This window comes from Streptomyces sp. NPDC048600 (genome assembly GCF_055587025.1).
This window is the reverse complement of sequence record NZ_JBVJGZ010000017.1, coordinates 41804-67983: the sequence shown is the minus strand read 5'-3', so window position 1 is coordinate 67983 and position 26180 is coordinate 41804. Positions and strand designations below refer to the sequence as shown.

Annotated in this window: 23 protein-coding genes and 1 tRNA gene; 12 read left to right on the top strand and 12 right to left on the bottom strand. The window is 71.5% G+C overall.

Going from position 1 to position 26180, the window contains the following annotated elements; genetic code table 11:
• Positions 1-72: 72 nt before the first annotated feature.
• The 6 genes from ACZ6SQ_RS22930 to ACZ6SQ_RS22905 all read left to right on the top strand — a co-directional run bounded on the left by ACZ6SQ_RS22930 (position 73) and on the right by ACZ6SQ_RS22905 (position 6753).
• Positions 73-549, top strand: a complete 477-nt coding sequence (locus ACZ6SQ_RS22930; protein WP_389331065.1) for an FtsB family cell division protein — start codon at positions 73-75, stop codon at positions 547-549.
• Between the two features lie 124 nt (positions 550-673).
• Positions 674-1276, top strand: a complete 603-nt coding sequence (locus ACZ6SQ_RS22925) for a DUF501 domain-containing protein (protein ID WP_469564969.1) — start codon at positions 674-676, stop codon at positions 1274-1276.
• A complete protein-coding gene (locus tag ACZ6SQ_RS22920; protein ID WP_389331059.1) occupies positions 1273-2214 on the top strand; it encodes a Ppx/GppA phosphatase family protein in 942 nt (313 codons plus the stop codon). Before ACZ6SQ_RS22925 ends, ACZ6SQ_RS22920 begins: the two co-directional genes overlap by 4 nt.
• Positions 2215-2661: 447 nt before the next feature.
• Positions 2662-4050, top strand: a complete 1389-nt coding sequence (locus ACZ6SQ_RS22915; RefSeq protein ID WP_469564966.1) for an NAD(P)/FAD-dependent oxidoreductase — start codon at positions 2662-2664, stop codon at positions 4048-4050.
• Positions 4051-4217: 167 nt separating this feature from the next.
• Positions 4218-5297, top strand: coding sequence for an FG-GAP and VCBS repeat-containing protein (locus ACZ6SQ_RS22910; RefSeq protein ID WP_469564963.1), 1080 nt, complete (start codon positions 4218-4220; stop codon positions 5295-5297).
• 160 nt (positions 5298-5457) lie between these two features.
• Positions 5458-6753 carry a class I SAM-dependent methyltransferase gene (locus ACZ6SQ_RS22905; RefSeq protein WP_469564961.1) on the top strand — a complete coding sequence of 432 codons (1296 nt, stop codon included), beginning with the start codon at positions 5458-5460 and terminating at the stop codon, positions 6751-6753.
• Between the two features lie 62 nt (positions 6754-6815).
• On the opposite strand, the gene ACZ6SQ_RS22900 is transcribed toward ACZ6SQ_RS22905, so the two are convergent.
• Complete coding sequence (locus tag ACZ6SQ_RS22900; RefSeq protein WP_469564959.1) at positions 6816-9353, bottom strand: ABC transporter permease; 2538 nt, start codon at positions 9351-9353, stop codon at positions 6816-6818.
• Positions 9353-10123 (bottom strand): ABC transporter ATP-binding protein, encoded by a 771-nt coding sequence (locus ACZ6SQ_RS22895; protein WP_469564957.1) that lies wholly within the window; start codon positions 10121-10123, stop codon positions 9353-9355. The genes ACZ6SQ_RS22900 and ACZ6SQ_RS22895 overlap by 1 nt, the downstream gene beginning before the upstream one ends.
• Before the next feature lie 511 nt (positions 10124-10634).
• On the opposite strand from ACZ6SQ_RS22895, the gene ACZ6SQ_RS22890 reads away from it, so the two are divergent.
• Positions 10635-10717 (top strand) — tRNA-Leu (locus tag ACZ6SQ_RS22890).
• Between the two features lie 420 nt (positions 10718-11137).
• Complete coding sequence (locus ACZ6SQ_RS22885; RefSeq protein ID WP_469564954.1) at positions 11138-12016, top strand: Bax inhibitor-1/YccA family protein; 879 nt, start codon at positions 11138-11140, stop codon at positions 12014-12016.
• Positions 12017-12128: 112 nt separating this feature from the next.
• Here ACZ6SQ_RS22885 and ACZ6SQ_RS22880 read toward each other — a convergent pair whose 3' ends face one another.
• Entirely contained in the window at positions 12129-12359 is a 231-nt protein-coding gene (locus tag ACZ6SQ_RS22880) for a DUF4287 domain-containing protein (protein WP_356690941.1), read from the bottom strand.
• Positions 12360-12483: 124 nt separating this feature from the next.
• On the opposite strand from ACZ6SQ_RS22880, the gene ACZ6SQ_RS22875 reads away from it, so the two are divergent.
• Complete coding sequence (locus tag ACZ6SQ_RS22875) at positions 12484-12789, top strand: hypothetical protein (RefSeq protein WP_469564952.1); 306 nt, start codon at positions 12484-12486, stop codon at positions 12787-12789.
• A 249-nt stretch (positions 12790-13038) separates the two neighbouring features.
• Here ACZ6SQ_RS22875 and ACZ6SQ_RS22870 read toward each other — a convergent pair whose 3' ends face one another.
• The 3 genes from ACZ6SQ_RS22870 to ACZ6SQ_RS22860 form a co-directional block, all read right to left on the bottom strand.
• On the bottom strand, positions 13039-13818 hold the full coding sequence (locus ACZ6SQ_RS22870; protein WP_469564950.1) for a hypothetical protein: 780 nt from the start codon (positions 13816-13818) through the stop codon (positions 13039-13041).
• A gap of 282 nt (positions 13819-14100) precedes the next feature.
• A complete protein-coding gene (locus ACZ6SQ_RS22865) occupies positions 14101-15321 on the bottom strand; it encodes an acetyl-CoA C-acetyltransferase (protein ID WP_469564947.1) in 1221 nt (406 codons plus the stop codon).
• 307 nt (positions 15322-15628) lie between these two features.
• Positions 15629-16663 carry an SGNH/GDSL hydrolase family protein gene (locus ACZ6SQ_RS22860; protein ID WP_469564945.1) on the bottom strand — a complete coding sequence of 345 codons (1035 nt, stop codon included), beginning with the start codon at positions 16661-16663 and terminating at the stop codon, positions 15629-15631.
• Positions 16664-16812: 149 nt separating this feature from the next.
• Here ACZ6SQ_RS22860 and ACZ6SQ_RS22855 point away from each other — a divergent pair, with 149 nt between their 5' ends.
• Positions 16813-18201, top strand: a complete 1389-nt coding sequence (locus ACZ6SQ_RS22855) for a cystathionine beta-synthase (RefSeq protein WP_386379094.1) — start codon at positions 16813-16815, stop codon at positions 18199-18201.
• 432 nt (positions 18202-18633) lie between these two features.
• Here the strand turns inward: ACZ6SQ_RS22855 and ACZ6SQ_RS22850 are convergent, their stop codons facing one another.
• Positions 18634-19068 (bottom strand): hypothetical protein, encoded by a 435-nt coding sequence (locus ACZ6SQ_RS22850; RefSeq protein ID WP_469564943.1) that lies wholly within the window; start codon positions 19066-19068, stop codon positions 18634-18636.
• Positions 19069-19268: 200 nt separating this feature from the next.
• Here ACZ6SQ_RS22850 and ACZ6SQ_RS22845 point away from each other — a divergent pair, with 200 nt between their 5' ends.
• Positions 19269-20111, top strand: a complete 843-nt coding sequence (locus tag ACZ6SQ_RS22845; RefSeq protein ID WP_386379096.1) for a MurR/RpiR family transcriptional regulator — start codon at positions 19269-19271, stop codon at positions 20109-20111.
• A gap of 321 nt (positions 20112-20432) precedes the next feature.
• Here ACZ6SQ_RS22845 and ACZ6SQ_RS22840 read toward each other — a convergent pair whose 3' ends face one another.
• The 5 genes from ACZ6SQ_RS22840 to ACZ6SQ_RS22820 all read right to left on the bottom strand — a co-directional run bounded on the left by ACZ6SQ_RS22840 (position 20433) and on the right by ACZ6SQ_RS22820 (position 24144).
• A complete protein-coding gene (locus ACZ6SQ_RS22840; RefSeq protein WP_386379097.1) occupies positions 20433-20807 on the bottom strand; it encodes a roadblock/LC7 domain-containing protein in 375 nt (124 codons plus the stop codon).
• 13 nt (positions 20808-20820) lie between these two features.
• Positions 20821-21315, bottom strand: coding sequence for a roadblock/LC7 domain-containing protein (locus ACZ6SQ_RS22835; RefSeq protein ID WP_469564940.1), 495 nt, complete (start codon positions 21313-21315; stop codon positions 20821-20823).
• Positions 21316-21349: 34 nt separating this feature from the next.
• The gene (locus tag ACZ6SQ_RS22830) at positions 21350-22171 is read right to left on the bottom strand and encodes a transcriptional regulator (RefSeq protein WP_469564938.1); all 822 of its coding nucleotides are present in this window, start codon (positions 22169-22171) and stop codon (positions 21350-21352) included.
• A complete protein-coding gene (locus ACZ6SQ_RS22825) occupies positions 22168-22569 on the bottom strand; it encodes a hypothetical protein (RefSeq protein ID WP_386379101.1) in 402 nt (133 codons plus the stop codon). The genes ACZ6SQ_RS22830 and ACZ6SQ_RS22825 overlap by 4 nt, the downstream gene beginning before the upstream one ends.
• Positions 22570-22737: 168 nt before the next feature.
• Complete coding sequence (locus ACZ6SQ_RS22820) at positions 22738-24144, bottom strand: type III PLP-dependent enzyme domain-containing protein (protein WP_469564936.1); 1407 nt, start codon at positions 24142-24144, stop codon at positions 22738-22740.
• A gap of 199 nt (positions 24145-24343) precedes the next feature.
• Here ACZ6SQ_RS22820 and hutU point away from each other — a divergent pair, with 199 nt between their 5' ends.
• On the top strand, positions 24344-26008 hold the full coding sequence (gene hutU / locus ACZ6SQ_RS22815; RefSeq protein ID WP_469564934.1) for a urocanate hydratase: 1665 nt from the start codon (positions 24344-24346) through the stop codon (positions 26006-26008).
• Positions 26009-26180: the final 172 nt, after the last annotated feature.

Below are 26180 nucleotides of genomic sequence, written 5' to 3'. Positions count from 1 at the left end.
GTACGTACGTCCCCGTACTCGGTCCCGTACCGTGTGCGGGGACGTACGCGCGTGAACGGGAGGCGGGCAAACATGGCCGTGAAGGACCGGGACCGGTTCTCCACCGCGACCCGGCTGCGGCTGCTCGGCGAGCAGACCGCGGCCCGTGTCTACCGCTCCCAGACCCGGCGCCAGGCCCGCCGCTCCCGGCTCACCGGCCGGGCCGCGCTGCTCGCCCTGGTCGTCTGCACCCTGGTGGTGGCGCTCGCCTATCCGATGCGGCAGTACGTCGCCCAGCGCGCCGAGATCGCCGACATGGAGCGGCAGCGGCAGCAGGCCCAGGAGCGGGTCGAGCAGCTGCGCGACCTCAAGGCGCGCTGGCAGGACGACGCGTACGCCGAGCAGCAGATCCGGCAGCGGCTGCACTACGTGATGCCCGGGGAGACCGGATACATCGTGGTCGACCCGGACGCGGCCAGGCAGTCCCGCGCCGACACGGGGGCGGCCGACCGCCCCTGGTACTCCAACGTCTGGGACGGCGTCGACAAGTCCGACGCCTCGGACCGTTGAACCCGATGACGGTCCCCCGCCTCGGACGGTCGAACCGATGACAGTCCCCGCCCCGGCCGTCGAACCGATGACGGTCCGGCGCCAGGACCGATGAACCGATAGTAGAAAGACACCTTCAGGCCTGATGGAAACGCCCCCGCCGACCACCCCCCGCACCGAGCCCACCGACGCGGACGTCGAGGCCTTCAAGCAGCAGCTCGGACGGCCGCCGCGCGGGCTGCGCGCCATCGCCCACCGGTGCCCGTGCGGTCAGCCGGACGTCGTGGAGACCGCCCCGCGGCTGCCCGACGGCACGCCCTTCCCGACGCTCTACTACCTGACGTGCCCCAAGGCCAACTCGGCCATCGGCACGCTGGAGGCGAGCGGTCTGATGAAGGAGATGACCGAGCGGCTCCGGACCGACGAGGAGCTGGCCGCGTCCTACCGTGCCGCGCACGAGGACTACATCCGGCGCCGCGACGAGATCGAGGAGCTGAAGAACTTCCCCAGCGCGGGCGGCATGCCGGACCGGGTCAAGTGCCTGCACGTCCTGGTCGCGCACTCGCTGGCGGCCGGCCCCGGGGTGAACCCGCTCGGCGACGAGGCCCTCGCGCTGCTGCCGGAGTGGTGGAGCAAGGGCGCCTGTGTGACGCTGCCCGGCCCGCCGTGCGGCGAGGGCGCGCCGACGGACGTGACGGCGGACGGCCACTTCACCGCGCGGGCCCTGGACGAGGAGGACGGCAAATGACCCGTGTCGCCGCCATCGACTGCGGTACTAACTCCATCCGCCTGCTGGTCGCCGACGCGGACCCGGCGACCGGGGAACTGGTCGACCTGGACCGCCGGATGACGATCGTGCGGCTCGGCCAGGGCGTCGACCGCACCGGGCGACTGGCGCCCGAGGCGCTGGAGCGAACCTTCGCCGCCTGCCGCGAGTACGCGGCCGTGATCAAGGAGCACGGGGCCGAGCGGCTCCGGTTCGTGGCGACCTCCGCCTCCCGGGACGCGGAGAACCGCGACGACTTCGTGCGCGGGGTCCTGGACATCCTCGGCGTGGAGCCCGAGGTCATCACCGGTGACCAGGAGGCGGAGTTCTCCTTCACCGGGGCGACCAGGGAGCTGACCGGGCGCGCCGACCTGCGCCGGCCGTTCCTGGTGGTGGACATCGGTGGCGGTTCGACCGAGTTCGTCGTGGGCGAGGAGCATGTGCGCGCGGCGCGCTCGGTGGACATCGGCTGTGTGCGGATGACCGAGCGTCATCTGGCGCACGAGGGCCAGGTCACCGACCCGCCCGCCGAGGCGCAGATCACCGCCATGCGGGCCGACATCGAGGCCGCGCTCGACCTGGCGGAGGAGACCGTCCCGCTGCGCGAGGCGCACACGCTGGTGGGCCTGGCCGGGTCGGTGACGACCGTGTCGGCCATCGCCCAGCGGCTGCCCGAGTACGACTCGGCGGCCATCCACCACTCCCGGGTCTCCTACGACACCGTGCGCGAGATCACCGGGCGGCTGCTGGGCTCCACGCACGCCGAGCGGGCGGCGATCCCGTCGCTGCACCCGGGCCGGGTCGACGTGATCGCGGCGGGCGCGCTGGTGCTGCTGTCGGTCATGGAGCGGATCGGTGCCGCGGAGGTCGTGGTCAGCGAGCACGACATCCTCGACGGCATCGCCTGGTCGGTGGCCTGAAAACGGCGCTCACCAGGGCGTTTCTTACCGATCGGTAGTAATCGGCTGAGCATTCCGCGTACCGTATGAGCGCGTCCGGGGCCCCTTCAAGGGGCCCTTCGGGCCACCTCCGCGGAAAAGTTCGTGAAGTTCTTCACAAGGAATTCGACTCCGAGGGCCCCCGAAGGGCCTCCGATAGGCCGTTCCGGGGGGCCGGAGGGCCTTCGAATGCGAGACGGGGTCGTGTTCGGGGGTGATGGTCACCGGGTCGTCACGGGGGCCTCACCACGCTTCCCGAAGCCCGGAGAGCCAGCTCACGCGGCATTGACAACGGGTCGTAGCGGATCATCGTTCCCCGTCCGCAACGTGGCCTGGGTCACGTGGGTCGCGGAGTGTAACACAACCCCCGGAGAAGCTTGTGAAGGGGCGCACGAGCGACGGTCCAGGGGCGGGTGGATACTCGATGGCATGAGCACCACGGAGCGTCCCAGGATCCTCGTAGTAGGCGGTGGGTACGTAGGCCTGTACGCCGCTCGGCGCATCCTGAAGAAGATGCGCTACGGAGAGGCGACCGTCACGGTCGTCGACCCCCGGTCGTACATGACCTACCAGCCCTTCCTCCCCGAAACCGCCGCCGGCAGCATCTCCCCGCGCCACGTCGTCGTCCCGCTGCGACGCGTGCTGCCCAAGGCGGAGGTCCTCACCGGCCGGGTCACCAGCATCGACCAGGACCGCAAGGTCGCCTCGATCGCCCCGCTGGTCGGCGAGGCGTACGAGCTGCCCTTCGACTACCTGGTGATCGCCCTCGGCGCGGTCTCCCGCACCTTCCCGATCCCCGGCCTCGCCGAGCAGGGCATCGGTATGAAGGGCATCGAGGAGGCCATCGGCCTGCGCAACCACGTGCTGGAGCAGCTCGACAAGGCCGACTCCACCACCGACGAGGAGATCCGCCGCAAGGCGCTCACCTTCGTCTTCGTCGGCGGCGGCTTCGCCGGCGCGGAGACCATCGGTGAGGTCGAGGACATGGCCCGCGACGCGGCCAAGTACTACACCAGCGTCTCCCGCGAGGACATGCGCTTCATCCTCGTCGACGCCGCCGACAAGATCCTTCCCGAGGTCGGTCCCAAGCTCGGCCAGTACGGCAAGGAGCACCTGGAGAGCCGCGGTGTGGAGATCTACCTCTCCACCTCGATGGACTCCTGCGTCGACGGCCACGTGGTGCTGAAGAACGGGCTGGAGGTCGACTCCAACACCATCGTGTGGACCGCCGGCGTCAAGCCCAACCCGGCCCTCGCCCGCTTCGGTCTGCCGCTCGGCCCCCGCGGCCACGTCGACACCGGGACGACCCTCCAGGTCCAGGGCACCGATTACATCTGGGCCGCCGGCGACAACGCCCAGGTCCCGGACCTCGTCGGCCGCAAGGCCGGCAACGAGAACGCCTGGTGCCCGCCGAACGCCCAGCACGCGCTGCGCCAGGCCAAGGTCCTCGGCGACAACGTGATCTCCGGTATGCGGGGCTTCCCGCAGAAGGACTACGAGCACGCGAACAAGGGTGCGGTCGCCGGTCTCGGCCTGCACAAGGGCGTCGCGATGATCGTCATGGGCAAGATGAAGATCAAGCTCAAGGGCCGTCTCGCCTGGTACATGCACCGCGGTTACCACGGTATGGCCATGCCGACCTTCAACCGCAAGATCCGGGTCTTCGCGGACTGGACGCTCGCCATGTTCCTCAAGCGCGAGGTCGTCTCCCTCGGCGCCCTGGAGACTCCCCGCGAGGAGTTCTACGAGGCCGCCAAGCCGGCTCCGGCCCCGGCCGCCGTCGCTCCGAAGACCGAGGAGAAGGCCAAGGCCTCCTGACCTCACGGTCGTCCTGAAGGGCCTCCCGCCATCCGTGGTGCGGGAGGCCCTTCGGCATGCCGGGGCACAGGGCGGCGAGAGCGTACAACCCTCGCGCCCGGCCGGGTGTCTTCCTGGTGTTGCGCCGCAGTCGATCATCCTGCGGCCGCCCAGCCAGCAGGAGACACATGCTCACGCGCACCGCCCCCCGCCCGCTCCGCGCCGCCCTCGTGGCGGCCGTCGCCGACCGCTCCGAGAAGGTCGGCACCAAGGTCGCCGCGGGCGCGGTCACCATCATGTGGGGCGCGCGCTCCGGCCTCGGCACGAAGGCCACCCGCCTGAAGGCCACCGCCGTCAGCCACTACGGGTTCGGCAACGAGCTGGAGACCGGCGACTTCAACGGCGACGGCAAGCCCGACCTGGCCGTCGCGGACGGCGTCGACACCATCTCCGTCTACCGCGGCGGCTTCTCCACCACCGGCACCAGCGGCCCCGTCACCAAGCACCGCCCGGACATCAGGGTGACCCTGGAGCCCACCGGGCTCGTCGCCGGACGGGTCAACAAGGACAAGGCCACCGACCTGTACGTCCTCGGCCAGGGCTACCGCAACGACAAGATGACCCAGGACGCCTGGTTCCTCGCCGGCGGCTCCACCATCAAGCGCGGCAAGGTCACCGCGATCAACGGCACGCTCCCCGACTACGACCCGACCGGCGTCATCGCCGACTTCGACAAGAACGGCTACGGCGATCTCGCCGTCTCCGACACTCCCTTCGCCAACGGCGCGGGCTCGGTGATCGTCGTCCGCGGCACCGCCACCGGCCCCGGCACCAAGTACCGCCTCGGCCAGTCCACCGCAGGCGTGGCCACGGCCGCCGCGGCGCACGAGGGCTTCGGCAACGACCTCTCCGCGGGCGACACCAACCGCGACGGCTACCCGGACCTCGCCGTGTCGGTGCCCGAGGAGAAGATCGGCTCGGCCAGGCAGGCCGGCGGACTGCACATCCTGCGCGGCGGCCGGCAGGGCCTGACCGGCGTCGGCTCGCAGTGGATCAGCCGGGCCACCGCGGGTGTGCCGGGCAACCTCACCGCCTACGAGCGGTTCGGGTTCCACGTGCGCCTGCGCGACATCGACCGTGACGGCGACGCCGACCTGTTCGTGGCGCCGGCCGACGCCCCGACGAGCGTGCTGCTGAAGGCGGGCGCCCAGGGCGTCTCGGGCACCGGCGCGCGGGAGCTTCCCGTGGCGGCGACGTTCCCGCAGTAGCGGAAGGGGCCTCCCTGCGGAGGATTTGCCCGGATGTGACGCGCGTGGGGGACTGCGGGCCGGGGGCGCAGGTGTTTACGTGGTGTCAGACATTCCGGGACCGCGCTCCCCGCCTCACCCCTCCGCCGAGCCGGGGACGCCCCGATCGGAGGTGTGCGCCATGGCCGACGCCGCGCCGCGGCTTCAGAGCCTTCTCGAACAGGTGCTGGGAGTCCCCCTCCCGGTCCGTATCCGCGCCTGGGACGGTTCGCAGGCGGGCCCGCCGGACACGCCGGTGCTGGTGGTCCGCAACCGCCGCGCGCTGCGCCGGCTGCTGTGGAAGCCCGGCGAACTCGGCCTGGCCCGCGCCTGGGTGGCCGGCGACCTGGAGGTCGAGGGCGACTTCTACGCCGTCCTCGACCTGGTGGCCGGCCTCGTCTGGGAGCGCGGGGAGAACACCCGCGGCGCCCTGGAGGCCCTGCGCGACCCCGGCGTACGGTCGGCCGTCGCCGGGCTGTTCCGGCTCGGCGGGCCCGGGCTGCCGCCCGCCCCGCCGCGCGAGGAGGTGCGCCGCCCCGGCCATCTGCACACCCGCCGCACCGACCGCCGCGCCATCAGCCACCACTACGACGTCGGCAACGACTTCTACGAGCTCGTCCTCGGCCCCTCGATGGTGTACTCCTGCGCGTACTGGCGGGCCGCCGAAGAAGGGGCCACCCTGGAGGACGCGCAGCGCGACAAGCTCGAACTCGTCAGCCGCAAGCTCGGTCTGAGCCCCGGTCAGCGGCTGCTCGACGTCGGCTGCGGCTGGGGCTCGATGGCGATCCACGCCGCCCGGGAGCACGGTGTGAGCGTCGTCGGGATCACCCTGTCCCAGGAACAGGCCGCCTACGCCCGAAAACGCGTCGCCGACGAGGGCCTCACCGACCGCGTCGAGATCCGGGTGCAGGACTACCGGGACGTCGCCGACGGACCCTACGACGCGATCTCCTCCATCGGCATGGCCGAGCACGTCGGCGCCCAGCAGTACCTGGAGTACGCCCAGGAGCTGCACGCCCTCCTCAAGCCCGGCGGACGCCTGCTCAACCACCAGATCGCCCGCCGCCCGCAGGGCGACGAGACCGCCTACCACGTCGACGCCTTCATCGACGCCTACGTCTTCCCCGACGGCGAGCTCCAGCCCGTCGGCGTCACCGTCACCCAGCTGGAACGGGCCGGGTTCGAGGTCCGCGACGTGGAGTCGCTGCGCGAGCACTACGCCCTCACCCTGCGCCGCTGGGTGACCAACCTGGAGGCCGGCCGGGACCGGGCGGCGCGCCTGGCAGGGCCCGGCCGCGCCCGGGTCTGGCACCTCTACATGGCCGCCTGCGCACTCGCCTTCGAGCACAACCGCATCGGTGTCAACCAGGTGCTCGCGGTACGCACCGCCGCCCCCGGCGACTCCGGCCTGCCCCTGCGCCCCCGCACCTGGCACTGACCTCCGCACACCGAAGGGGACCCGCTCCACGGAACGGGTCCCCTTCCTCACGGCCGCCGCGGCTACTCGGACTTGATGGCCGTCAGCATGTTCAGACGGGCCGCGCGGCGGGCCGGCCACAGCGCGGCCAGCACCCCGACCACCCCGGCCAGCAAAAGGAACAGACCCATCCGGCTCCAGGGCAGGACCAGTTCGTACGTCGCCATCCGGGTGCCCAGCAGCTCACCCGCGGCCCAGCCGAAGAACACGCCCAGACCGATGCCGAGCACGCCGCCGAACAGGGAGATCACCAGCGACTCCAGCCGGACCATCCGCTTCACGGCGCGGCGGTCCAGGCCGATCGCGCGGAGCATGCCGATCTCCTGGGAGCGCTCGAACACGGACATCGCCAGGGTGTTGATGACGCCGAGGACCGCGACGATCACGGCCATGGCCAGCAGGCCGTAGACCATGTTGAGGATCAGCGTGAACATCTTCGCGATCTCGTTGGAGATGTCCTGCTTGTCCTGGACGAGGATCGCCGGGTTGGCGCCGAGGGCCTTCTCCAGGCGGTCCTTGACGGCATCCGAGGTGCCCTGGGACGTCTTCACCATGACCGTCATGTCACGGGGCTCGTCCTGGTGCGGGGCGAGCGCGGCGTTGTCCACCAGGATGCCGCTGATCATGTCGTTGCCCCGGTAGACGCCGGCCACCGTCAGCCGCTGCCGGGCGCCGTCCTCGTAGGCCACGGTGAAGGCCGAACCGGCCCGCCAGCCGTGCGACTTCGCGGTCTCGTCGTCCACCACCGCCTTCGCCCCGGCGACCGTGAAGGAGCCGCTTTCGATGGGGAGGTCGGTGAGCGAGCCGATGGCGGAGCCGGTGACGCCGGTCAGGAACTCCGTCTCCCCGTCGATCCGGGAGGGGGAGTTGCGCATCGGGCTGGTGGCGCTGACGCCCTCGACCTTCCTCAGCCGCTCCTCGACGTCGGGGGCCATGTCGTTGCCGTTGGCCATGGTGACGACGTAGTCGGCCTTCAGGGAGGACGAGGCCATCTTGTCGATCGACTTCTGCAGGCTGCCCGCCATCACGGTCATGCCGGTGATCAGGGTCAGGCCGATCATCAGCGCCGACGCCGTGGCGGCCGTACGGCGCGGGTTGCGCACCGAGTTCTGCCGGGCCAGCTTTCCGGAGACACCGAACACCCTCAGCAGCGGGGCGGCGGCCGCGATCAGCGGGCGCGACAGCAGCGGCGTCAGGATGAACACGCCGATGATCAGCAGCACCGCGCCGAGACCCATGGGCGCCTGGCCGTCGGAGCCGTCCATCGTCGTCGCGGTCAGTACGACCGCCACACCGGCCGCGGAGAACAGCGCGCCGAGGATGTTGCGCAGCACCAGCGACTTGGCGGTCGCCTTGGCGTGCACGCTGCTCATCGCCGCCACCGGCGGGATCTTCGCGGCCCGGCGGCCGGGCAGCCACGCGGCCAGCATGGTGATCACGACACCGACCGCGAGGGCGGTGGCGACCGTGCCGGAGGAGACGACCAGCGGGCCGTCGGGGACGGTCGCGCCGAGGGTGCCCATCAGCGCGCGCAGCCCGGCGCCGATCCCGACGCCCGCGAACAGTCCGGTCACGCCGGCGACCGCGCCGACCACGAACGCCTCGATCAGCACCGACCGCGTGACCTGCCGCCGCGAGGCGCCGACCGCGCGCATCAGCGCCAGTTCCTTGGTGCGCTGGGCGACCAGCATGGTGAAGGTGTTGGCGATGATGAACGTGCCGACGAACAGGGCGATCCCGGCGAAGACCAGCAGGCCCTGCTTCAGCCCGCTCATCGAGGCGGAGATCATCTCCGCCTGCTCGTCGGCGAGCTGCCGCGCGGTCGTGGTCTCCACGAGGTCCTTCGGCAGGGCCTTGTCGAGGGCGGACTTCAGCGCGGCCTGGGAGGTGCCGGCGGCGGCCTTCACCTCGATCTGGTCGTAGGTGCCGGGCTTGCCGAACAGCCGCTGGGCGGTGGCCGTGTCGAACAGGGCGAGGCTGCCGCCCGCGGCGACGTTGCCGTCGTCGGTGGTGAAGACGCCGGTGACCTTCGGCGTGAGCACGGGCCCGTCGACGGAGAGCCGTACGGTGTCGCCGACCCGGTAGCCGGCGCGGTCGGCCGTGCGGGAGTCGAGCAGCACCTCGCCGGCGCCGTGCGGGGCGCGGCCCTCGGTCAGCGGGTAGCGCGCGTCGGGCCTGCCGGAGGCGTCCCAGTAGTTGCTGCCCTGGGACTGGAAGCCGCCGCCGACGAGCTTGCCGTCCTTGTCGGCGATGGCGGTGAAGCCGGTGACCACACCGGTGGCGGAGGCGGCGCCGGGGACCTCGGCACTGGCCCGCAGCAGGTCCTGCGTCAGCCGGGGCGTCTCGCCGACCCGGTCGCCGGAGGCCGCCCGGTGCTCGGGCGCGACGGCCACGTCGACCTGGTCGTACCCCTTGGCGGAGCTGTTCTGGAGGGCGTTGGAGAGGGTGTTGGTGAAGACGAGGGTCCCGGAGACGAAGGCGACGCCGAGCATCACGGCGAGCACGGTCATCAGGAGCCGGGCCTTGTGCGCGAGGACGTTGCGCAGGGCGGTGCGGAACATCAGGAGGTACGGCCCTTCGCGTCGAACTGCTTCATGAAGTCGAGGACCGTGTCGGCGCTCGGGTCGTACATCTCGTCCACGATGCGGCCGTCGGCGAGGAAGACGACGCGGTCGGCGTACCCGGCGGCGACCGGGTCGTGGGTGACCATCACGACCGTCTGGCCCAGCTCGCGCACGGAGTTGCGCAGGAAGCCGAGCACCTCGGCGCCGGAGCGGGAGTCGAGGTTTCCGGTGGGCTCGTCGCCGAAGACGATGTCGGGCCGGGAGGCGAGCGCGCGGGCGACCGCGACCCGCTGCTGCTGGCCGCCGGAGAGCTGCGAGGGCCGGTGGCCGAGCCGTCCGGACAGGCCGACCATCTCGATGACGGTGTCCAGCCACTGCTTGTCCGGCTTGCGGCCCGCGATGTCCATGGGGAGCGTGATGTTCTCCAGGGCGGTCAGCGTGGGCAGCAGGTTGAACGCCTGGAAGATGAAGCCGATCTTGTCCCGGCGCAGTTTGGTGAGCTGCTTGTCCTTCAGGGAACCCAGTTCGGTGTCGCCGACGCGCACCGAGCCGGAGGAGAAGCTGTCGAGGCCGGCCACGCAGTGCATCAGCGTGGACTTGCCGGAGCCGGAGGGGCCCATGATCGCGGTGAACTGGGCCTGGTGGAACTCGACGGAGACCTGGTCCAGGGCGACCACCTGGGTCTCGCCCTGTCCGTAGATCTTCGACAGCTCCGTGGCACGTGCGGCCACCGCGGTGGCGCGGTCGGCGAGAGGGGTCGTGGTCACGGGGAGGCGCTCCTGTCGGGACGGGATGTCGAGGGACGTGTCCATCGTCTCGGCGCGGGGAGCGCGTGTAGTCAGCCGCTGTTCCGGTTCCCGGGGCAGTCTGCGGTCGCACCGGGCGTCCGGCCGTCATACCTGGGGATGACGGTCGACCCCTACTCGAGAGCCGCCGTGGAGGCGGTCGCGGAACCGGCTCGAGATCCACTCGAGGTTCGGTGGAGAACGGCCGGAGGGTGAACGGAGTCCGGAGGGAGTCCCGACGGGGTTCTGACGGGGTCCCGACGGAGTGACGGTCCGGACCTCACGGGCCCCACCGGTCGAGACGGTGAAATTCCGTCATTCCGCATGCACGGCACCCTGCCGCACGCAAGGCTATTGGCAAGTGCGGATGGCCCGTACCGTGGTCTGATGCTCCCTCAGACATCAATAAAATAAGACAACATCGGGCCGTACGCCCGCTGTTCGGGGGACGCGTCCCGATAGGCTCGAACCTCGAAGCGGAGCCCAATGGCCTGCCCGGATGGTGGAATGCAGACACGGCGAGCTTAAACCTCGCTGCCCCTCGCGGGCGTACCGGTTCGAGTCCGGTTCCGGGCACCTCCGATGTTGATCCGCCCCCGTGAACGAACCTTCATTCTATCGCCTCGAACACTCCGGGGCCGGGGGCGCCCACTCCGGGGTCGGGGGTGCGATCCACTCCCGGGCCGGGGGCGTCCCGCCGGCGCGGAGGAGAGGTGTCCCGTCCTGACGGCGGGAGGCGTCCCGTCCTCGCGGCGGGGGCGGTCGTCGGGCCGCCGCGGGTGCTCCTCCCCGCGGCCGGGGAGACGGTCTCCGGCCGGTTCCGGATGTGTACCGGGTTCGTCATGAGCACGCCCCGGCAGTGGCGGGAATCACCGGGCCGCGTAGCGTGTTGCGCAGCATGGCAGGGGAAAGATCCTTCCCAAGCACTAGGGTCTTCCCTTTGCCTTTCCATTACTCTTGAGCCAAGGCCGCGCAGTGCGGCCATGGAGGAGTGAAATGAGGAGCAGCAACCCGGTCTTCTCGCGACGGGGGTTCAGCCGCGACAACGGCTACGCGGGCTTCAACACCGCGCCGCAGGCCGGGGCTGTCGGTACGCAGGGCAACCCGTACGCTCAGCCGGCGGGCGGCAACCCCTACGCGCAGAACCCTTACGCGCAGCAGGACCTTCAGTACGGCACCCCGCCGCAGGCCCCGGCCACCACCGGCCGTATGACGATGGACGACGTCGTCATGCGCACCGGACTCACGCTCGGCACCGTCACGCTCGGCGCCGTCCTCGCGTGGGTCCTGCTGCCGGTGTCGTCGACCAGCTACGGCCTCGCCATCGGCGCCGCGCTCATCGCGTTCGTGCTGGCGATGGTGCAGTCCTTCAAGCGCAAGGCCTCGCCCGCGCTGATCCTGGCGTACGCCGCCTTCGAGGGTGTCTTCCTCGGCGTGATCAGCGAGATGTTCAACAGCCGCTGGTCCGGCGCGCCCTTCCAGGCGGTGCTCGGCACCATGGCCGTCTCGGCCGCGACGCTCATCGTCTACAAGGCCGGCTGGGTCCGCGTCACCGCGCGCTACGCCCGCATCGGCATGGCGATCGCCATGGCCTTCATCCTGGTCATGGCGGTCAACCTCCTGCTGGTCGTCTTCGGTGTCGCCGAGGACGGCGGACTGCGCAGCTTCGGCCCGCTCGGCGCGATCGTCGGCATCCTCGCCATCGTGCTCGGCGCCTTCTTCCTGACGCTCGACTTCAAGCAGATCGAGGACGGCATCGCCTACGGCGCGCCGCGCGAGGAGTCCTGGCTGGCCGCCTTCGGCCTGACCATGACGCTGGTGTGGATCTACGTCGAGATGCTGCGTCTGGTCGCCATCTTCAGCGGTGACGACTGATCAGTGGTGCCGCCGAGCACCTGATCGCCTGACGTGAAAGGGCCCCGGGTTCGTCCCGGGGCCCTTTGGCGTCTTCGTGCCGTCTCGGTGTGGTCCTGTCCGTCCTGCGCGCTCAGAGCAGTTTGCGCGCGGCCCTCCTCAGGTCGTACTCGTGGACGATCGCCTTTGCGTGGCCGTACGCGAGGTTGTACTCGTGGCGCAGCCAGCTGACCTTCTCCTCGAAGCGGAAGAGGGAGGGGCCTTCTTCGACGGTGCGCAGCCAGTCGGAGACCTCACGACCGGTGCAGTGCGGGATGCGGGCGAGCATGTTGCGGTGGGTCTCCTCGGAGAGGACGTGGGACATCGGCGCCTCCGGACGCAGGGGATGTAAGCCGGTCCTTCAGGTCACCGTGCCTGAGCGTTCGCGTGTTGGCAACAGTGCGCCCGCGTATTGGCAACTGTCCTGTCGCGGCGCGTAGTCTCGCGGGGTGGCTGATACAACGGGGCTCATCCAAGCCGTGGATCACTTCGCCGACCGGCTGAGGGCGGCACCGCAGAGCAGGCTGCAACGCAGCGGTGCCGCGGAGGCTCTGCAGTTGGCGAGGTCCCTGGCCCGGTGGGCGCAGGAGCTGGAGGGGCTGGAGCCCCGGGAGATGCCGGACGCGGGGATGTTCGCCGCCGCGGACCAGGTGACGGTGGCCGCGCGTGATCTCGCGGTGGTCCTGCGCACCGACGGCGAGGTCGCCTCAGCCGTCCGCCTGATCGAGGAGGCCCAGACCCGAGCCGGCGTCTGACCCCACTCACCCACCCCTCTCAGGCGCGGGGAACTGCGCGACAGACCCACGACGGCCGGCTCTCTCAGGGGCGCGGGGAACTGCGCGACAGACCCACGACGACCGGCTCTCTCAGGGGCGCGGGGAACTGCGCGACAGACCCACGACGACCGGCTCTCTCAGGGGCGCGGGGAACTGCGCGAACAGCCAACGACGGCCCGCGGCCGAACACGCACCGCCCTCGACAGGGCGCACGTGGTCAACCGCGCCTCAGAGGGACGCTATGACCCGGTCGGCCAGGACGTACACGTTCTCCTCGCCACACACGAACGTGAGTGTGTACGCGCCGGAGATCCCCGAGCCCCCCAGAAGGTGAGGCCTCTGCCCGGCACCCAGGGCGGACGCCAACCGCTCCGCGGTCTCCTTGTGCCCCGGCGTCATGCACAGCGTCGTGCCGTCGGCGAAGACGTAGACGTCGAGCGTGCCGAGCGGCCCCGGCCGGACGTCGGTCAGCTCGGTCTCGGAGGCGGCGAGGTCCTCCAGCGTGGTGAGGGTGCGCTCGTGGTCGTTGACCACGGGCGAGGCCACCGGGACGAAGTCAGGGTGGGAGGGGTGGCGGCGGCGGGCCGCGGCCAGCTCCGGCGACTCCCCGGCGAACTCGTCCGCCTCGACGCCCGGCTCGGTCACCGGCTCCAGCGGCTCCATGCCCACGAAGTCCGACTGACGGGGCAGGAACAGATCGTTGTCGGCCAGTCCCAGCAGCGAGGGCGCGTCGGAGGCGTCACGGGCCTCCTGCGCGGCCCAGAAGGCGCGGGCCTCGGCCAGCTCGCGCTCGCGCTCCTCGGCCAGCGCCTCGGCGACGGCGGCGCGTATCTCGTCGGCGTCGGCGTTGCCACGGGCGGCGGGCACGAGGGCGCGCACGGAGGCGCGGCCCTCAGCGAGCTCGGTGCGCAGGGCGGCGACCTGACGACGCAGCCCCGCGAGGCTGCGCAGGACGGCGACGCCCACGGCGCCGGTGGCGGCCGTGGTGACCAGCAAGGCGATCGGCATGGCGCTCACTGACGTACTCCCGGTTCAAAGTCGACCCCCGACTTCCTACAACAGCTTGAAGGGCGGACTAACCAGCTGTCAGTGCGTAACGTCACGAAACGGACAGGTCTTTGAGCCCGGGGTCTGGTGCGAAACGGCGCTGAGCTGCGGGTATCCCGTTCTGGAGGGAGAAAGGTCACATCCTGAGGGAGATTGGATCACAAAACGGCCCGGAGTCCGAGGGGTTCTCGGAGTCCGGGCCGCCGCGTGACGCTGGGTGCCTTCGCGGTCACCCCAAGTCGGTCAGCTCAGGCGCTCGATGACCATCGCCATGCCCTGGCCGCCGCCGACGCACATGGTCTCCAGACCGAACTGCTTGTCGTGGAACTGGAGGGAGTTGATCAGCGTGCCGGTGATGCGGGCGCCGGTCATGCCGAAGGGGTGGCCGACGGCGATGGCGCCACCGTTGACGTTGACCTTGTCGAGGTCGATGCCGAGGTCGCGGTAGGAGGGGATCACCTGGGCGGCGAACGCCTCGTTGATCTCGACCAGGTCGATGTCGTCGACCGTCAGGCCGGCGCGGGTGAGGGCCTGCTTGGAGGCCTCGACCGGGCCGAGGCCCATGATCTCCGGGGACAGGCCGGAGACGCCGGTGGAGACGATGCGGGCGAGCGGGGTCAGGCCGAGCTCGCGGGCCTTGGTGTCGGACATGATCACCAGGGCGGCGGCGCCGTCGTTCAGCGGGCAGCAGTTGCCAGCGGTGACCAGGCCGTCGGGGCGGAAGACGGGCTTCAGTCCGGAGACGCCCTCCAGGGTGACGCCCGCGCGGGGGCCGTCGTCCTGGGAGACGACCGTGCCGTCGGGGGTGGTCACCGGGGTGATCTCGCGCTCCCAGAAGCCCTTCTTGATGGCTTCCTCGGCGAGGTTCTGCGAGCGGACGCCGAACTCGTCCAGTTCCGCGCGGGTGATGCCCTTGAGGCGGGCGAGGTTCTCCGCGGTCTGGCCCATCGCGATGTAGGCGTCCGGCACGAGGCCGTCCTCGCGCGGGTCGTGCCAGGTGGAACCGGTCGACGCGGCGACGGCCTCGGTGCGGGCCTCGGCCTCGGCGAAGAACGGGTTGTGCGTATCGGGCAGGCTGTCGGAGTTGCCCCTGACGAAGCTGGAGACCACCTCGACACCGGCCGAGATGAAGACGTCGCCCTCGCCGGCCTTGATGGCGTGCAGCGCCATGCGGGAGGTCTGGAGCGAGGAGGAGCAGTAGCGGGTGATCGTGCAGCCCGGCAGGTGGTCCATGCCCATCTGCACCGCGACGATCCGGCCCAGGTTGTTGCCCTGCTCGCCGCCGGGCAGACCGCAGCCGAGCATCAGGTCGTCGATGTCGCGCGGGTCCAGCTCGGGGACCTTGGCGAGGGCGGCCTGGATGATCGTGGCGGTGAGGTCGTCCGGGCGCAGGTCCTTGAGGGAGCCCTTGAAGGCGCGGCCGATGGGGGAGCGGGCGGCAGAGACGATCACGGCTTCGGGCATCACGGCTCCAGACGACGTCGGTAGGGCTTCCCGGGCGAAATTACCGGTACGTAGGCTGTCGGTCATCGGAATCGGTGTGTGATGAGGGCCTCTTTTCCAAGCGCTTGCTTAGGTGAGTGGGGGGTGGCTGTGCGTCGTGGGGTCGGCCGGCTGTGGGCGGGTGCGGGTTTGTGGGGGTGTTCGCGCAGTTCCCCGCGCCCCTTAAAGACTGCGCAGTTCCCCGCGCCCCTAGAAGATTGCGCAGTTCCTCGCGCCCCTGAAGGGGGGCGTAGTTCCTCGCGTCCCTTGGGTGGCTGTGTGTGGGGCGTTATGTCGGGTGGGCCGGGGTCTGTGCCGGGGAGGGTTCCGGTTCCTGGACGCGGCGCCTGCGGCGGCGCTTGAGGAGGGCCCAGGGGCCGCGCGGGCCGGTCGGCATCGCCGCGGCGACCTCCGTGCCCGCCTCCGACGCCGCCTCGGCCGCGGCGCGGGCCACCGGCAGGAAGCCCTCGTTGCGGGACAGGTCCGGGCGCTCGTCCTCGGTCGGCCACAGGGCGAGCGCCGCGCAGACGGTCGGCAGCACCGCCATCGCGGCGGTGGCGTACCCCTCGGCGGACGGGTGGTAGTTGTCGGGGCCGAACAGCTCGCGCGGGTTGGCCGCGAACTCCGGGCCCAGCAGATCACCGAGCGACACCGTACGGCCGCCCTGCTCGACCACGCCGATCGTCTGGGCGGCCGCGAGCTGCCGCGAGGCGCGTTTCGCCAGCCAGCGCAGCGGCTGCTGCACCGGCTCCACCGAGCCCAGGTCGGGGCAGGTGCCGACCACCACCTCCGCGCCGGCCGTGCGCAGCCGCCGTACCGCCGTGGACAGACAGCGCACCGAGCGGGTGGGCGGCATGCGGTGGGTGACGTCGTTCGCGCCGATCATGATCACGCAGACGTCCGGGACCCGGTCCTGGTCGGCCAGCGCGAGCGCCACCTGCCGTTCCAGGTCGTCGGAGCAGGCGCCGGGCAGCGCGACGTTGCGCAGCTGCACCGGCCGTTCGGCGACCGCGGCGAGCCCGGACGCCAGCAGCGCGCCCGGCGTCTGCCCGCCGCGGCGCACGCCCTGGCCCGCGGCCGTCGAGTCGCCCAGCATGGTCAGCCGCAGCGGCGGCTCACCGGGCACCGTGTACGAGGCGCCGTACACGCCCTGCGCCTTCGGCACCTGAGGACTCACGCCGTTGCCCACATGCCGTTTCGCCAGCCGCATCTCCGCCAGCAGCAGCCCCACCACGGCCACGCCCGCCAGCCCCGCCCCGCCACCGCCGTAGGCCGCGCCGGCCGCGATGCGCCGGGCCACCCTCGCCCTCGACATCCTGGTCATGCGTTGCCGCCACCTCCTCGTACCCGTACAACCACTCCTTGCCCCGTACGGACCGTCGGTCAATCTCAACTGCGAGTGAACGACCCCTCGGGGCCGTAGGCTGGCGGAATATCCACGACCACAACTTTTTGCAGCATCCGGAGACAACGGTGCAATTCCACGACTCGATGATCAGCCTCGTCGGCAACACCCCGCTGGTGAGGCTCAACAGCGTGACCAAGGGCATCAAGGCGACCGTCCTTGCCAAGGTGGAGTACTTCAACCCCGGCGGATCCGTGAAGGACCGCATCGCCCTGCGCATGATCGAGGCCGCGGAGGAGAGCGGCGCGCTCAAGCCCGGCGGCACCATCGTCGAGCCGACCAGCGGCAACACCGGGGTCGGGCTCGCCATCGTGGCCCAGCAGAAGGGCTACAAGTGCATCTTCGTGTGCCCCGACAAGGTGAGCACCGACAAGATCAACGTGCTGCGCGCCTACGGGGCGGAGGTGGTCGTGTGCCCGACCGCCGTGGACCCGGAGCACCCGGACTCCTACTACAACGTCTCCGACCGTCTCGTGCGTGAGACGCCCGGCGCGTGGAAGCCCGACCAGTACTCCAACCCCAACAACCCGCTCTCCCACTACCACTCCACCGGCCCCGAGCTGTGGGAGCAGACGGAGGGGAAGATCACCCACTTCGTGGCGGGCGTCGGCACCGGCGGCACCATCTCCGGCACCGGCCGCTATCTGAAGGACGTCAGCGACGGCAAGGTCAAGGTCATCGGCGCCGACCCGGAGGGCTCGGTCTACTCCGGCGGCTCCGGCCGCCCCTACCTCGTCGAGGGCGTCGGCGAGGACTTCTGGCCGACCGCCTACGACCGCACGGTCGCCGACGAGATCGTCCCGGTGTCCGACAAGGACTCCTTCCAGATGACCCGCCGCCTCGCCAAGGAGGAGGGCCTGCTGGTGGGCGGCTCCTGCGGCATGGCCGTGGTGGCCGCGCTGGAGGTCGCCGAGCGGCTCACCGAGGACGACGTGGTCGTCGTACTGCTCCCCGACAGCGGCCGCGGCTACCTCAGCAAGATCTTCAACGACGAGTGGATGGCCGACTACGGCTTCCTGGAGGACGAGGGCCCGAGCGCCCGCGTCGCCGACGTGCTGAACGACAAGGAGCACGGCCACATGCCGTCCCTCGTCCACATGCACCCCGACGAAACGGTCGGCCAGGCCATCGAGGTGCTGCGCGAGTACGGCGTCTCCCAGATGCCCGTCGTCAAGCCCGGCGCCGGCCACCCCGACGTGATGGCCGCCGAGGTCGTCGGCTCCGTCGTCGAACGCGAGCTGCTGGACGCCCTGTTCAACAAGCGCGCCTCCCTCGACGACGCGCTGGAGCAGCACATGTCCTCGCCGCTGCCGCAGGTCGGCTCCGGCGAGCCGGTCGGCGACCTGATGGCGGTGCTCGGCAAGGCCGACGCGGCCATCGTCCTCGTCGAGGGCAAGCCGACCGGAGTGGTCAGCCGGCAGGACCTGCTCGCCTTCCTGGCCCAGACGGGCAAGTGACGGCGAACCTCCGGTGAACCGCCCGTGTCCACGGCGAACTTGCGGTGTCCTGCCGTGGGCACGGCTTCGCGGAAGTGGTACGAGCGTGTCACGTCCGCGCAGCACCCGCTTAACACGCGTCCGGCACATTAGTGGGTGTCGGCAGGGCGGGAGCGGCTCCCCGCCCGGGCCGACGCCGAACGGCGTCAAGGACCTCCGGAGCGGCTCCCGGACCTCCACCGACGCCATGGACGCGTACGCCTGGCCCTGACCCGGCCCGCGTCCCTCGCGGGGACCGCCGTCGTCCCGCCCCCCGGCAACGGGGGTGCGGCGGTCCCCGCGCAACCCCCTTTGCGCCTGAACCGGCGCCGCTTTCGCGGATCTGGTTGCTCGCCGTCGGGGTTGCTCAATTGATGGTTGCGGGTTGTGGGCGCTTTTCTTTTTGACTTGGTGTCAGTCTTCCCAGTGGTCTTTGTCGTCGGACTTGCGGCGGCGTTGGAAGAGGCCCGGGTTCACGCGTACCGCCTGGACCACGTTCACGCCGACGATGCCCGTCCAGGCGATCAGCAGGCCCGACAGGTTGGCGATGCCGCCGCCGATCGCGGACAGCGGGACCGCCAGGACCAGCGAGACGATGCCGAAGCCGTACCGCTCTCCCCAGGAGTCGGTGTCCCCGGACGTCTGGCGGTTCCTCGCCGAGGCCATCTGCTGCTCGGCGAGCTGGCGCCGCACCCGGCGTTCCACCGCGCCGTCGATCCGCTGGTCGACCTTCTCCAGGAACGACTCGACCAGTGCGGAGTCGTACTCCTCGCCCAGCTCCCTGCGCGCGTGCAGGGTCGCGTCGAGTTCCTTCTTCAGGTCGGTGTCCCGCTCGTGCGTTCCGCTCATGCCTCCACGGTAGGAACCGGCAAGGTTCCGCGCAGTGGGGCTAGCCCCCGGGTTGCCCCTCCGGCGGGCCGGGGGTGGGGCAGGGGTGGGACGGCACGGGTGTGCGGGGTCCCGGGGTGAGACGGCACTTGCCCGGCTGCATAGGAGCATGCAGAGTTCTTGGCAGCTGAATAGTCCGGACTCTGGAGGGGGAGCACGTCATGAGCGTGACCGACAGCCCTGCGGCCCGCCTGCAGTCGCTCTTCGAGGGGCACCGGCTCACGCCCACCCAGCGGCGCATCGCGCACAGCATGGTGCGGCGTGCCGCCGACGTGCCGTTCCTGTCCAGCGTGGAGCTGGCCGAGCTGGCCGGGGTCAGCCAGCCCTCCGTCACCCGCTTCGCCGTCGCCCTCGGCTTCGACGGCTACCCGGCGCTGCGGCGCCACCTGCGCGAGGTGGCCCCGGCCGAGCCGCCCACGGACACGGCCGTCGCCAACGGGTACCAGCAGGCCGTCGAGGCCGAGATCGAGAACCTGCGCCATCTCGCCGAGGCGCTCGCCGACCCGGAGCCGGTCGCCCGGGCGGGGCGGGTGCTCGCCGCGTCCCGCCCGCTGCCCGTGCTCGGGCTGCGCGCCGCCGCCGCGCAGGCCTACGGCTTCGCCTACTTCGCCGCCAAGGTGCATCCCGACGTACGGCTCCTCGACGAGGGCGGCACGATGATCCACGACCGGATCGACGGGGCCGTGCGGGCCGGGGCGAGCGCGCTGCTGTGCTTCGCGCTGCCGCGTCATCCGCGGGAGGTCGTCGACACCCTCGCCTATGCCCGTGGGGCCGGGCTGACCGTGGTGAGCGTCGCCGACTCGGCGTTCGCGCCCGTCGCCAAGGTGTCCGATCTGCTGCTGCCGGCCGCGGTGGGTACGGGGCTGGCCTTCGACACGGCGTGTGCGCCGATGTTGTTGGGGCGGATGCTGTTGGAGGCGATGTGTGACGATCTGCCGGAGGCGCAGGCGCGGCTTGAGGAGTTCGATGCGAAGGCTGCTGCGCAGGGGCTGTTCGTGGACTGAGGGTGTGCCTTCCCGGGCGGGCGGGCTTTGTGCGTCGGGCGGCTGCCGGCCGTCTGTGGCTGGTCGCGCAGTTCCCCGCGCCCCTCGGGGGAGGTTGTGGGGGTCTGTGCGTGTCGGCCGGCTGCGGGCCGGTTGTGGCTGGTGGCGCAGTTCCCCGCGCCCCTGGGGCGGTGGTGTGCGGTTTCTCGCGTGCCTAGGGGGGTGGTGTGTGGCCGCGGAACCACCCGCACCCGCCGGGGTGGGGGGTTCCGCGACTTCTTCGTGGAACCCGCTGGCGGCGATGTGCCATGGGTGCGGGTGGACCGGCCGTGCGGGGCCGGGTCAGACCTCCAGGGTCTCCTCGATCCTGCGCAGCTGGTGGCGGGCCATCGCCAGGTTGGCACGCTTGCCGTCCAGCACGAGGTAGAGGAACAGGCCGTTGCCGGCGCGGCCGCTGAGCAGCCGGATCAGGTGGTACTGGTCGGTCAGTGTGATCAGGATGTCCTCGATCTCGGCCTTGAGGCCCAGGTGTTCCATCGTGCGCATCTTGGCGCGGATCACATCGGTGTTGCCGGCGGCGGCGACGTTCAGGTCGAAGCTCTTGTTGCCGCCCATGGTGCCGAGCGCCATTCCGCTGGTGTAGTCGACGAGCGCTACGCCCGTCGCGCCCTCGATGGAGGCGAGGCATTCCTTCAGCGCGGTCTCGGTGTTGGCCATGACGTGGTTCCTCTCAACGGTCCGTTATGTGTGCGGTGTCGGTGGTGGTCGTGGTGCGGGCCGGCGTGGCCCGGGTCGGGAGCCGCGCGGTGGACCTGGTGGTGGTCCGCGAGGCGGGCCGGGCGGGTGGTGCGGCCATGGCGGCGGCCACGAGGTCGCCGATGTGCGCGCCCGACCGGCGGCCCTCAAGATGCAGCCGGCCCACGCTCACCCCGTCCGGGGCGAGCAGGGTCAGTACGGCGGTGTCGCCCGCCGCGTAGGTGGCGATGTAGCCGTAGCGGCCGCGTACGAGCAGCTCGCGCAGGTCGCCCCGGCCGGTGGCGTCGGCGGTGCGTACGGCGACGCCCAGGGCGGCGGCCGTCAGCGCGGCCACGCCCTCCGGCTCCACGCCGGGTGTGTCGTGGGCGAGGACGAGTCCGTCCACACTCGCCGCGAGCGCGCCGGTCAGTTGCGGCATCCGGGCGCGCAGCCGCCGCAGCTCGTCGAGTATTTCGGCCTCGGCCGCCATCAGGTCTCTCCTCTCGCCGAGCGGTCGCTGCCGCTCAAAGGGCCTCCAGCGCATCCCTGAGCCTTTTCAGCAGGGTGATGTCGGGGTCGTCCGTAGGGGGCAGGGTCAGGGCCTGCCGGGGGTCGGGCGGGGGTGGCGGGACGCCCGCCGTGATCAGACCGACCGCGGCGAGCCGGCGTACGTCCACCAGGGTGTGGAAGGTGTGCCGCCCCAGCGCGTGGGCTATCTGCGGGGCGGTGCGCACCCCGTCGACCAGGGCCAGCACCGCGCGCTGCCGTGTGGTGGCCCCGGCCCTGGGCACGGCCGCGTCTGTGCGCAGCAGGGGAGCGCTGTCGGCCCGGGGATCGGGCCACAGGCTCTCCAGCAGCGAGCGGCGGCGCAGCGTCTCGCGTTCCAGTGCCGCCACGGACACCGGCCGTACGGTCCCGAGCCAGTGCCCGGTGCCGTAGCGGAAGCGGCCCGGGGAACGGCTCGGGCAGAGCGCGAAGTACCCGGCGTCGAACAGGCTGCCGGTGTGGCACACCTCCAGCGCGCCCCGGCCCAGCCACCCGGCGTCGAGCAGCAGCCCGGCGGCGCCGTGCTGCTCGTCGGCCCGTTCGACCGCCTCGAGCCAGACCTCGGCCTCCAGCGTGCCGTGGGCCGGGAGCAGCACCCCGAGGCCGGGGGCGTACGGACTCTCGGCGTGCACGACCTGACCGTCGGCGAGGTGCAGACAGCCGTGCTCCCGCTCCAGGGTTCCGGTGGCCCGCTCCTCCGCCAGCCGGGTCAGCATCGGCGACAGTCCGCCGGCCTGCCGCCGGGCCGATCCCTCTCGCACCGGCAGGGGGGCCGGCCGGGCCGCTTCCTTCACCGTCATCCCAGCTCCAGCCGTCCGGCCATCTCGCCCAGCCTGATCCGGGCCAGCGCGAGGTTCCCGTCCGCGCGGCCGAGCCAGACGTGCAGGAACACGCTGCTGTCGAAGGAGGTCCGCAGGAACCGCAGCAGGTGGTAGCTGTCGCGGTTGCTGATGATCAGGTCCTCCACCGGAGGGCCGGCCGTGTCCTCGCCGCCCTGCTCGGTCTCGGGCGCGAACGCCCTCTGCTCGGCGGCCAGCCGGGCGACCTCGGCCGCCTCGGCGGCCGCCGCCTCGTGGTCACCGCCGGGAAACTCCCCGACCGTGCCGAGGGCCAGCCCGCTCGTCCAGTCGACCAGCGAGGCTCCCTTGGCGCCGGGCAGGCGCATGGCCTCCAGCAGACATTCGTCGATTCCGGGCACCCCGGTTCCCCTCCCACCCCGGTCCGGCTGAGTGAGGGAGAGGCTACGCACCGTGTGCGCCGCCGCGGAGGGATCCGGCATTTTCCGGTGGAACATGCGGCGGGGGCACTAGGGTGGGTCAACTGGGCATGTGTTCATACCCGTTGAACACCGTGCGCATGGGCGCGTTCAACGGCGTTCCGATGTGAACCCCGTGGTGAGCGCGTCCGCGTGCGCCCCTCCCGACTCCGCCACGATCTCCGCGAGCGTCTGCGCCTCGCGTACGGTCGCGAAGACCACCGAGCCCGATTCGCCCCGCGCGAAGCCGTGGACGGCGGGCCGGGCCAGGGAGTTGTAGCCGTAGTGGTGGGCGAAGTAGTACGCGCCCGTGTCCAGGGCGGCGGCGAAGTCGCCCTGTTCCAACCGGGGCAGGGCATGGCCGGTGGCCAGCAGGTCGCCCGCGAAACAGGCCGGTCCCGCCACGTCCTGGACCAGCGGAGGGCCCTGCTTCGGGCGGCCCTCGGCGTCGTAGGCGGCGATGCGCAGCGGCCAGGAACCGGGCGCGTAGACCGTGCGGGTCGCCACCTGCACGCCCGCGTGCGTCACGGCGACGGGGCGCCCGCCCGCGGACTTGGTGTACTCCACGCGGGCCAGGATCGTGCCGTGCTCGGCGAGCAGGGAACGCCCGAACTCGGTGACCAGCCCGTAGCGCCCGTCGAACAGTCCGGGCACCGTCTCGCGCAGCAGCCGGGCGTACTGGGCGAAGGTCGGCGTCGTCACGTCGGAGGCGAAGTTCACGGGGAGGCCGCCGCCGATGTCGACGGTGTCGATCTGGCGCCGGCCCAGCGTCCGGTTGATCTCCTCCGCCAGGGCGTACGTCTCCGCCACACCCCGCGCCATCAGGGGCAGCGGGACGCCCTGCGAGCCGGTGTGCGTGTGCAGCCGGGTCAGCCAGGGCCGGTCCCGGCAGGCGCGGACCAGCCAGTCGCGGGCGCCCTCGTCGCGCAGCGCCACACCGAACTTCGAGGTGGCCGTCGCCGTCGACAGCGCCTCGATCGCCCCCGCGCCGACCTGCGGGTTGACCCGGATGCCGAGCGGGGAGCGGCTGGGCTCGGACCGCAGCAGGGCGTCCACGCGGTCCAGCTCCTGCGGGTTGTCGGCGTTGACCGCGATGCCCAGCGCGAGCGCCTCGCGCAGCTCGGCCGGGGTCTTGGCGGGGGAGTCCAGCACCATCCGCCGGGGCGGGACGCCGGCCGCGCGGGCCAGCGCCAGCTCGCCGGGGCTCGCCACCTCCGCGCCGACGCCCTCGGCGTGCAGCAGCCGCAGCACCGGCACCAGCGGTGTGGCCTTCACCGCGAAGGCGTGCAGCACGGGCGTCCCCGGCGCGACCACCGCGTCGAACGCCGCGCGCAACCCGGCTACGGACTCCCTGATCCCGGCCACGTCCAGCAGCGCCACCAGGGGTGCGCCGGGCCCGAGCAGCCCCTGCTCCACGGCGGCCCGCACGGCCCGGTCCCGCCTGCCCGCCCGCCGCACGTCCGGGGCGGCGTCCGCGCCGGGGCCCGAGGGCCGCTCACGGCCCGTGTCATCGCCCATGGTCACCTCGCCCACGTGCCGTCGCTGTCTCCGTCGCCCCGCATCTCCGCCCCCGCGCGGTCGGGGTCCATGCATCCAGCCAAACATCCGTGGGACGGCGATGCCGTCGGCCAGGCGTATTGACTAGTTCTATTCAGAGGTTCAGGATGTGAATATCGGCAGAAACATTCCGCTGGGAGCAAGCCCAAGGAGGCAGACCATGTCAGGACCCCGCCCCGTCCGAGCACCGCGCGGCACGGAACTGAGCGCCCTGGGATGGCAGCAGGAGGCCGCCCTGCGCATGCTCCAGAACAACCTGGACCCCGAGGTCGCCGAGCACCCCGACAAGCTCGTCGTCTACGGCGGTACCGGCAAGGCCGCCCGCGACTGGCGCTCCTTCGACGCCATGGTCCGCACCCTGCGCACCCTCAAGCAGGACGAGACCATGCTGGTCCAGTCCGGCCGCCCGGTCGGCGTCATGCAGACCCACGAGTGGGCCCCGCGCGTCCTCATCGCCAACTCCAACCTCGTCGGCGACTGGGCCAACTGGGAGGAGTTCCGCCGCCTCGAGGCCCTCGGCCTGACCATGTACGGCCAGATGACCGCCGGCTCGTGGATCTACATCGGCACCCAGGGCATCCTCCAGGGCACCTACGAGACCTTCGCCGCCGTCGCCGCGAAGAAGTTCGGCGGCACCCTCGCCGGGACCATCACCCTCACCGCCGGCCTCGGCGGCATGGGCGGCGCCCAGCCCCTCGCCGTCACCATGAACGACGGCGTCGCCATCTGCATCGACGTCGACCCGCGCGCCATCGAGCGCCGCATCGAGCACCGCTACCTGGACGTGAAGGCGGACAGCCTCGCCCACGCGCTCCAGCTCGCCACCGAGGCCCGCGACCAGCGCAGGCCGCTGTCCATCGGCCTCCTGGGCAACGCCGCCGAGCTGCTCCCGCAGATGCTCGCCGAGGGCGCCCCGATCGACATCGTCACCGACCAGACCTCGGCCCACGACCCGCTGGCCTATCTGCCGATCGGCGTCGCCTTCGAGGACATGGCCGACGCCGTGGCGAAGGACCCGGCCGGCTTCACCCAGCGGGCCCGCGAGTCCATGGCCAGGCACGTCGAGTCCATGGTCGGCTTCATGGACGCGGGCGCCGAGGTCTTCGACTACGGCAACTCCATCCGCGGCGAGGCCCAGCTGGCCGGCTACGACCGCGCCTTCGCTTTCCCCGGCTTCGTCCCCGCCTACATCCGCCCCCTGTTCTGCGAGGGCAAGGGCCCCTTCCGCTGGGCCGCCCTGTCCGGCGAGGCCTCCGACATCGCCAAGACCGACAAGGCGATCCTGGAGCTCTTCCCCGAGAACGAGTCCCTGCACCGCTGGATCAAGATGGCCGGCGAGCGCGTCCACTTCCAGGGCCTGCCCGCCCGCATCTGCTGGCTCGGCTACGGCGAGCGCGACAAGGCCGGCGAGCGCTTCAACGACATGGTCGCCTCCGGCGAGCTGGCCGCCCCGCTGGCCATCGGCCGCGACCACCTCGACTGCGGCTCCGTCGCCTCCCCCTACCGCGAGACCGAGGCCATGCTCGACGGCTCCGACGCGATCGCCGACTGGCCGCTGCTGAACGCCATGGTCAACGTCGCCTCGGGTGCCTCCTGGGTGTCCCTCCACCACGGCGGCGGCGTCGGCATGGGCCGGTCCATCCACGCCGGGCAGGTGTCCGTGGCCGACGGCACGAAGCTGGCCGGCGAGAAGATCCGCCGCGTGCTCACCAACGACCCCGGCATGGGTGTCATCCGGCACGTGGACGCGGGCTACGACATCGCCGAGTCCGTCGCCGACGACAAGGGCGTGCGCGTGCCGATGCGTGAGGGTGACCAGGCGTGACGGTCCACGAAGGCGGGCACGGCAACTCTCCGGTGGGGGCGGATGTCTCGTCGCCGTCCGCGGGTTCGGCTGTGCCCACCCGCCCCCAGTCCCGAGTTCGCTCGACCGGGGGGACCCCCACCGCCCTGCGGAACGACTGCCCACAGCCTGTGCCGGGTGCAGGCTCCTTCCA

Bases quoted from the DNA above. Each gene is read 5' to 3' on its own strand.
- ACZ6SQ_RS22930 (WP_389331065.1), top strand. From the start codon at position 73: ATGGCCGTGAAGGACCGGGACCGGTTCTCCACCGCGACCCGGCTGCGG.
- ACZ6SQ_RS22925 (WP_469564969.1), top strand. From the start codon at position 674: ATGGAAACGCCCCCGCCGACCACCCCCCGCACCGAGCCCACCGACGCG.
- ACZ6SQ_RS22920 (WP_389331059.1), top strand. From the start codon at position 1,273: ATGACCCGTGTCGCCGCCATCGACTGCGGTACTAACTCCATCCGCCTG.
- ACZ6SQ_RS22915 (WP_469564966.1), top strand. From the start codon at position 2,662: ATGAGCACCACGGAGCGTCCCAGGATCCTCGTAGTAGGCGGTGGGTAC.
- ACZ6SQ_RS22910 (WP_469564963.1), top strand. From the start codon at position 4,218: ATGCTCACGCGCACCGCCCCCCGCCCGCTCCGCGCCGCCCTCGTGGCG.
- ACZ6SQ_RS22905 (WP_469564961.1), top strand. From the start codon at position 5,458: ATGGCCGACGCCGCGCCGCGGCTTCAGAGCCTTCTCGAACAGGTGCTG.
- ACZ6SQ_RS22900 (WP_469564959.1), bottom strand. From the start codon at position 9,353: ATGTTCCGCACCGCCCTGCGCAACGTCCTCGCGCACAAGGCCCGGCTC.
- ACZ6SQ_RS22885 (WP_469564954.1), top strand. From the start codon at position 11,138: ATGAGGAGCAGCAACCCGGTCTTCTCGCGACGGGGGTTCAGCCGCGAC.
- ACZ6SQ_RS22880 (WP_356690941.1), bottom strand. From the start codon at position 12,359: ATGTCCCACGTCCTCTCCGAGGAGACCCACCGCAACATGCTCGCCCGC.
- ACZ6SQ_RS22870 (WP_469564950.1), bottom strand. From the start codon at position 13,818: ATGCCGATCGCCTTGCTGGTCACCACGGCCGCCACCGGCGCCGTGGGC.
- ACZ6SQ_RS22865 (WP_469564947.1), bottom strand. From the start codon at position 15,321: ATGCCCGAAGCCGTGATCGTCTCTGCCGCCCGCTCCCCCATCGGCCGC.
- ACZ6SQ_RS22860 (WP_469564945.1), bottom strand. From the start codon at position 16,663: ATGACCAGGATGTCGAGGGCGAGGGTGGCCCGGCGCATCGCGGCCGGC.
- ACZ6SQ_RS22850 (WP_469564943.1), bottom strand. From the start codon at position 19,068: ATGAGCGGAACGCACGAGCGGGACACCGACCTGAAGAAGGAACTCGAC.
- ACZ6SQ_RS22845 (WP_386379096.1), top strand. From the start codon at position 19,269: ATGAGCGTGACCGACAGCCCTGCGGCCCGCCTGCAGTCGCTCTTCGAG.
- ACZ6SQ_RS22840 (WP_386379097.1), bottom strand. From the start codon at position 20,807: ATGGCCAACACCGAGACCGCGCTGAAGGAATGCCTCGCCTCCATCGAG.
- ACZ6SQ_RS22835 (WP_469564940.1), bottom strand. From the start codon at position 21,315: ATGGCGGCCGAGGCCGAAATACTCGACGAGCTGCGGCGGCTGCGCGCC.
- ACZ6SQ_RS22830 (WP_469564938.1), bottom strand. From the start codon at position 22,171: ATGACGGTGAAGGAAGCGGCCCGGCCGGCCCCCCTGCCGGTGCGAGAG.
- ACZ6SQ_RS22820 (WP_469564936.1), bottom strand. From the start codon at position 24,144: ATGGGCGATGACACGGGCCGTGAGCGGCCCTCGGGCCCCGGCGCGGAC.
- hutU (WP_469564934.1), top strand. From the start codon at position 24,344: ATGTCAGGACCCCGCCCCGTCCGAGCACCGCGCGGCACGGAACTGAGC.